This window comes from Actinoplanes sp. NPDC051633 (assembly GCF_040681735.1).
Classification (GTDB): Bacteria; Actinomycetota; Actinomycetes; order Mycobacteriales; family Micromonosporaceae; genus Actinoplanes.
This window is the reverse complement of record NZ_JBFAZH010000343.1, coordinates 1-6,892: the sequence shown is the minus strand read 5'-3', so window position 1 is coordinate 6,892 and position 6,892 is coordinate 1. Positions and strand designations below refer to the sequence as shown.

Sequence of the window (6,892 nt, the reverse complement as noted above, 5' to 3'; positions counted from 1 at the left end):
CCCTGCCGCCGTGCTCGACCTGATCGACCGCCTCAACGCCGGCGAGCAGTTCGGTGCTCTGGTCCCGTCCGGCTGAGCGACGCGGAGCCGGCTACCTGGGGAACTCCACTGCAGCCGCCCCGCCGCCCCGCCGGGTCGGCTCGGCCGACGCGACGACCCGGCCGTGCCGCCCGAACTCGATCGCGGTGGCCGCGCCCAGCTCGGCGATGGGTGGCTGGAAGCTGTGGCCCAGCTCCCCCAGCTGCTCGCCGTAGGCCGCGATGAACGCCGGCTCGGCCTGGACGGCGGCGGAGTTGCGCTGCGACGCGCGCGGCGCGGCCATCGCCTCGGGCAGGGTCATGCCCAGCTCCAACCGGTTGACCAGCAGCTGCAGCACCGTGGTGATGATGGTGGCGCCGCCCGGCGAGCCGAGCGCCAGGAACGGCTTGCCGTCCTTGAGCACGACCGTCGGGGACATCGAGCTGCGTGGGCGCTTGTTGGCGGCCGGCAGGTTCGGGTCCGGCGCCGTGCCCTGCGTTCCAGTGAAGTTGAAGTCGGTCAGCTCGTTGTTGAGGATGAAACCGCGGCCCGGCACGACCATGCCGCTGCCGCCGGTCGCCTCGATGGTGAACGTGTACTCGACGACGTTGCCCCACTTGTCGGAGACGGTGAGGTTGGTCGTGCTCTGGCCCTCCTCGACCTTCGCGCCGGCGGCGGCCGGGGTGCAGCCCCGCGCGGTGATGTCACCGGGCTGCACCGGCTTGGTCAGCGCCCGCTCCGGGTCGATCTGGCAGGCGCGCTGCCGCGCCCAGCCGTCGCTGATCAGCCGGTCCAGCTGCCACTGCGGGGTGCGGTCGCCGACGTAGCGGTTGCGGTCGGCGAAGGCCAGGGCGCTCGCCTCCAGGTACTGGTGCAGGGTCTGGATGTCGGAGGACAGGTCGGCCCGCTCGATGATGTTGAGCGCCTCACCGACCGCCGTGCCGCCGCTGGACGGCTTGGTCATGCCGTAGACGGTGAGGCCCTTGTACTTCGACTTCGTCGGCTCGGGGTGCCGGACGCGGTAGTTGGCCAGGTCGGACAGGCGCAGGTCGGCGCCGCGGACCGGGTACTGCCAAGTGCCGATCGGCTCCTCGGCCAGCGGCGGGTGCTGCACGGTGCGCACGATGTCGCGGGCCACCGGGCCGCGGTAGAGCACGTCGGTGCCCTGCCGCGCGATCAGCCGGTAGGTCGCGGCGAGGTCGGGGTTGCGCTGGATCGAGCCGACCGCGGGCGGCTGACCGCCGGGCAGGTAGAGCTCGCTGCTCGAGTCGAACAGGCCGAAGATGTCCCGGTTGGCGGCGACCTGCTGGTTGAAGGTGGCGTCGACCTCGAAGCCGTTCTCGGCGACCCGCGCCCCCGGCTGCAGGAGCTTGCCCAGCGGCTGGGTGCCCCAGCGCCGGGCGGCCGACTCCCAGGTGGCCAGGGTGCCCGGCGTGCCGACGGAGAGACCGCTCACGCGGGCCTCGTCGAAGGCGTACGCCTGGCCGGTGTCCGGGTTGACGAACCACTTGTCGGTCGCCGAGGCGGGCGCGGACTCCCGGCCGTCGATCGTGTGCACCCTGCGGTGCTTGGCGTCGTAGTAGACGAAGAAGCCACCGCCGCCGATGCCGGCCGAGAACGGCTCGGTCACGCCGAGGGTGGCGGCCGCGGCGATCGCCGCGTCGACCGCGTTGCCGCCCTTGCGCAGCACGTCGATGCCGACCTGACTGGCGACCGCGTCGACGGTCGAGACGGCGCCGCCGTAACCGCGCGCGGTGGGCACCTTGACGGGAGCTTGCGCCGCGGCCGAGGCCGGACCGGTGAGCAGACTGGAGCACAGGCTTAGCGCGACGGCAGCAGTGAGCGCCGTGAATGTTCGGGACCGCATCCGTCCTGCCTACCGGTGATCAGGGCGTGACACAACCGGAGCGGCCCATGTCGCGTAAAGCCGTGCGTAATGTCCCCCTGCGGCGACGAGCTCGGCGTGCGTACCCGTCTCCAGGATCTTGTGGTCGTCGACGACGATGATCCGGTCGGCCCGCATCGCCGTGGACAGCCGGTGCGCCACCAGGATCGCGGTACGCCCGTCGAGCAGCGAGTCGAGCGCCGCCTCCACCCGCAGCTCCGAGCGCAGGTCCAGGCTGGAGGTCGCCTCGTCGAGCACCACCACCCGCGGCTCGGCGAGGAACGCCCGGGCCAGCGCGAGCAGCTGCCGCTCACCGGAGGACACCGACTGCCCGCGCTCGTGCAGCAACGTGTCCAGCCCCTCCGGTGTGCGTTCCACCAGATCGCGCAGCCCGACGGCGTCCACCGCGGCCCACACGTCATTCTCTGGCGCGTCCGGCCGGGCGAAGGCGATGTTCTCCCGCAGCGTGCCGGCGAAGAGGAACGGCTCCTGCGGCACGACGCCGATCTGCCGGCGGAGTGAGGCGAGCGTGACGTCGCGCAGGTCGTGACCGTCGATCCGGATCGCCCCGCCGGTCGGGTCGTAGAAGCGGGTGACCAGCTTGGCCATCGTCGACTTCCCGGCGCCGGTCGGGCCGACGCACGCGATGGTCTCGCCGGCCCGCACCGTCAGCGAGACGTGCTCGAGCACCGGCCGGCCCGGCAGATAGGAGAACGACACGTCGTCGAAGACGATCTCGCCGCGTACCGGCGGAAGGTCTTTGGACGACGGGCGCTCGGCGACCGACGGTTCGCGGCACAGCAGGCCGCGGATCTTGTTCACCGCCGCCCGGGCCTGCTGGTACTGCGTGTAGAGCTGCACGAGCTGCTGGACCGGCTGGAAGAACGAGTTCAGGTAGAGCACGAACGCGGTCAGCTCCCCGATGGTCAGCGTGCCGCGCAGCACCATCCGGCCACCGATCAGCAGGATCGCCGCCATCGCGAGCAGGCCGATCACCGAGGTGCCGGGGCCGTAGACGGCGTTGATCCGGCCGGTGCCGTCGTTGGCGTCGCGGTACTCCCCCACCACCTCGCGATGCGCCAGCACGTTGCGTTGCTGCCGGTTGTGGGCGATCACCACGCGGATGCCGTTGAGGCTCTCGGCGAGGTCGGCGAACATCGCCGCGATGGTGTCGCGCTGGCGGTCGTACCCGCGGTCGGCGGCGTGCCGGAACCACAGCGAGGCCGCGGTCAGCGGCGGCACGGTCAGCGCCAGCGTGATCAGCGCCAGCTCGGGGTTGTAGTGGAACAGCACCCCGGTGACCAGCACCATCGTCAGCACCTGGATGAGGAGCTGGGCGAAGCCGTCCTGCAGGAGGCTCTGCAGGGCCTCCACGTCCGAGGTCATCCGGGTCATGGTGACGCCGGCCTTCTCCGACGTGTAGTAATCCAGCGACTGGCGCTGCAGGTGCGCGAAGATCCGGATGCGCAGGTCGCGGGTGGCGGACGCGGCGAGCTTGCCGGTGCGGCGCATCCGGATCATCGTGGCCAGGCCGGTGCAGACGACCGCGGCGGCGAAGGCGACGGTCGCCGCGGTCAGCACGGTCAGGTTCTTCTCCACCATGCCGTGGTCGATGCCGACCTGCACGAGGTACGGGCCGGCCTGCAACAGCACGGTCTCGACCAGCACCGCGAGGGTGGCGGCGATCAGCAGCCCGCGCCGGCGCGTCAGCAGCCGCACCAGCGTGACCTTGCCGCCGGTGTCGCGGACCGGGTCGTAGTCGATGTGCGGCCGCGTCGTGGCGCCCTCGCGGGCCTCGAGCTCGGCCACCGCCTCGGCCAGGTCCGGCGGCACCCCGGCGAAGGCCAGCCCGTTGCCCTTGCGGCCGGCCGCGCCCATGGACGGCCGCCCGCCCTGCGCGAACCCGCCGAAGCCGCCGCCGAACATGCTCATGCTGTGCTGCTTCCGGCCGCTGAGGCTTCGCCAAGGGCGGAGAATCCGAGCCCCTCCGGGGCTGTGCTGCTTCCGGCCGCTGAGGCTTCGCCAAGGGCGGAGAATCCGAGCCCCGCCGGGGCTGCCGCCAGTACTCTTCCGTAACGCGGCTCGGTGGCCAGCAGGTCCTCGTGCGTGCCCGTGGCGACGACCCGCCCGCGGTCGACGAGCACCACGCGCGAGGCCAGCGCGATGGTCGACAGCCGGTGCGCCACGATCAACGTCGTGCGGCCGCGCATCGCGGTCTGCAGGCCCGCGTGGATCTGCTGCTCGACCTCCACGTCGATCGCGCTGGTGGCGTCGTCGAGCACCAGCACCGGCGGGTCGAGCAGCAGCGCCCGGGCGATGGCGATGCGCTGCCGCTGGCCACCGGAGAGCGTGTAGCCGCGCTCGCCCACCACGGTGTCGTACCCGTCGGGGAGATCGACCACGAACTCGTCGGCGCCGGCCGCGGTGGCCGCCGCGACGACGTCCGAGCGGGTGGCGTCGGGCCGGCCGTAGGCGATGTTGTCGTGGATCGACAGTGAGAACAGGAACGGCTCGTCCGGCACGATGCCGACCTGGGACCGCAACGAGCTGAGCCGCAGCGAGCGGACGTCGTGCCCGGCGATCGTGACGCGGCCGCCGGTGACGTCGTAGAAGCGGGCGAGCAGCCGGCCCAGCGTGGATTTGCCGGAGCCGGTGGCGCCGACGACCGCGACGGTCTCCCCCGCCTCGATGGTCAGGTCCAGGCCGTCGAGGGCGGGCGTGCCGTTCGGGTACGCGAACCGCACGCCCTCGAAGCGGACGTCCCCGCGCAGGCCGGCGTCCACGGGATCCGGCTCTGTCTTCAGTCCGGTCAGGGGCGGTGGCGGGGCTGCGGACGGCGGATCGACCACCTCGCTGCCGGTGTCCAGGATCTCGTAGATGCGCCCGGCCGACGCCGACGCCCGCTGGCCCATCATGATGATCATCCCGAGCATGCGGAACGGCGGCTGCAGCATCAGCACGTAGGAGTTGAAGGCCACGATCGTGCCGACGGTGGCGTGCCCGCCGATCACCATGATCCCGCCGACCAGCAGCACCAGCGCCAGCCCGAGCCGCGGCAGGTTGTCCAGCAGCGGGTTCCACCGGCTGCGGATCTTCGCGTCCCGCAGGTACGCCCACCGGATCCGGTCCGCCGACTCGGCCAGCGCGTCGAGCTGCCGCCCCTCGGCCGCGAACGACTTCACGATGCGTACACCCTGAATGTTCTCGTCCACGACGGTGGCCAGCCGCGCCAGCCGCGACTGGATCAGCCAGGACACCGGGTGGATCGCCTTGCGCATGCCCACCCCGAGCAGCCCGATGATCGGCATGGTGGCCATCGCGACGATGGCGAGCGGGACGTTGATGGTCAGCATCAGCACGAACGCGACCAGGGCGATCGTGCACTGCACCAGGATCGACGGGCCGAAGGACAGGTACATCTGCACGGCCCGGATGTCGGAGCTGGACCGCGACATCAGCTCGCCGGACTGCACCCGGTCGTAGAAGCCGAACGGCATCCGGGCCAGGTGGGCGTAGACGATGTTGCGCAGGTCGTACTCGATCTCGTAGGCCGTGCGCAGCAGGTAGAGCCGGGCCAGGAAGTTGATCACACCCTGCGCGACCGCCAGCCCGGCGATCCACCACACGTAGGTGGTCAGCGACGCGGTGCGGGCCACGATCGCGTCGTCGATCCCCCGGCGCACCACGTCGGGGATCTGCACCTGCACGATCAGCCCGGCGAACGACAGCACCAGCGAGCTGAGCAGCAGCGCACGATGCGCCTTGACCAGCGGGTACGCGCGCCGCAACCACGACTTGCGAAGGTCCGGATCGATGGACGCCTTGGGCGCTCGTCTCACCCGGCCACCTCCGTATCGTTAGCCGAGCTAACGATACCCGCCCGACCGGCTCAGCCCACACCCATTTGTGGCGGGATCACACCCGGGCACGCGACGCCCTGGGTCGGGCGCCGCAGGTCGATCAGGAAGCGGTCGACCACGCCGGTGGTGCAGCCGCTGCGGCCGTAGGAGACGTGCCCCCAGCCGTTGTAGGTCACCAGGGCGGCACCCGGACCCAGCTGGGCCGCGGCGCGCTGGGCCCAGACGTACGGGGTGGCCGGGTCGTGCCGGGAGGCGAGCAGCAGCGTCGGAACCCTGGCGGGCTTCAACGGGCGCTGCGGGTTGTCCGGCGCCGACCAGCGGCCCAGGCAGGACGACACGCCCGAGGCGGCGAGCGGCGAGACCGGCATCTGCGGCGCCCGCACCGTCGCCAGGTGGCGCTGCCAACCGGCGAACCCGTCGACCGGGAGCTTCCAGTCGGCGCAGAAGACCGCCGGGAAGTTGTACGGCGTCTCGGCCACCTTCGCCCGGCGGCCGGCGCCGGGCGCGAGGGCCGCGTCGATGAAGTACGCCAGCGAGTACCACTGCGGGTCGTAGAAGGAGCTGAACGCGACACCGAGCAGGTCGAACACGTCGAGGGTCTCGCCCGGGTGGAACGGGTCCGGGACCGGGGCGCGGGCCAGCAGGGTCCGCCACAGCGCCGGGATGTCGCGGCCGCGCAGGACGCACGACCGGTACCGGGAACACCACTTCACGAACCAGTCGAAGCTGTCCTGCGCGGCGGCGGTGCCGTCGGCCAGGAAGGCGCCGGTGTCCGCGCTGTGGTCGATCACGCTGTCCAGGGCGACCGCGCGGACCCGGGCCGGATAACGCTCGGCGTACTGGGCGCCGAGCAGGGTGCCGTACGAGGCGCCGTAGAAGCTGATCGTCGTCTCGCCGAGCGCGGCCCGCAGCCGGTCCATGTCGTGGGCGACGCTGAGGGTGTCGACATGGCCGTAGACCGGGCCGGTGCGCTTGCGGCAGTCCCTGGTGAGCGCGCGGTGGTGGGCGACCAGCCGGGCATACCCGTCGGCGGTCGTGACCAGCGGGGACGGGATGGCGTCGACGAGCCGCTGGGAACACACCACCGGCGCGCTGCGGCCGATGCCGCGCGGGTCGAAGCCGACGATGT

4 protein-coding genes are annotated in these 6,892 nt (G+C 71.9%); all 4 read right to left on the bottom strand.

Features of this window, described 5'->3' with window-relative positions:
• Window positions 1-91: 91 nt before the first annotated feature.
• Window positions 92-1,885 (bottom strand): gamma-glutamyltransferase, encoded by a 1,794-nt coding sequence (gene ggt, locus AB0M20_RS19930; protein WP_364300124.1) that lies wholly within the window; start codon window positions 1,883-1,885, stop codon window positions 92-94.
• Window positions 1,886-1,894: 9 nt separating this feature from the next.
• Window positions 1,895-3,835 carry an ABC transporter ATP-binding protein gene (locus AB0M20_RS19925; protein WP_364300122.1) on the bottom strand — a complete coding sequence of 647 codons (1,941 nt, stop codon included), beginning with the start codon at window positions 3,833-3,835 and terminating at the stop codon, window positions 1,895-1,897.
• Window positions 3,832-5,742, bottom strand: a complete 1,911-nt coding sequence (locus tag AB0M20_RS19920) for an ABC transporter ATP-binding protein (RefSeq protein WP_364300120.1) — start codon at window positions 5,740-5,742, stop codon at window positions 3,832-3,834. The genes AB0M20_RS19925 and AB0M20_RS19920 overlap by 4 nt, the downstream gene beginning before the upstream one ends.
• 50 nt (window positions 5,743-5,792) lie before the next feature.
• The coding region (locus AB0M20_RS19915) for an alpha/beta hydrolase (RefSeq protein WP_364300118.1) at window positions 5,793-6,892 on the bottom strand (1,100 nt) is incomplete at its 5' end.

Coding starts and splice junctions, on each gene's coding strand:
- AB0M20_RS19925 (WP_364300122.1), bottom strand. CDS start 3,835: ATGAGCATGTTCGGCGGCGGCTTCGGCGGGTTCGCGCAGGGCGGGCGG.
- ggt (WP_364300124.1), bottom strand. CDS start 1,885: ATGCGGTCCCGAACATTCACGGCGCTCACTGCTGCCGTCGCGCTAAGC.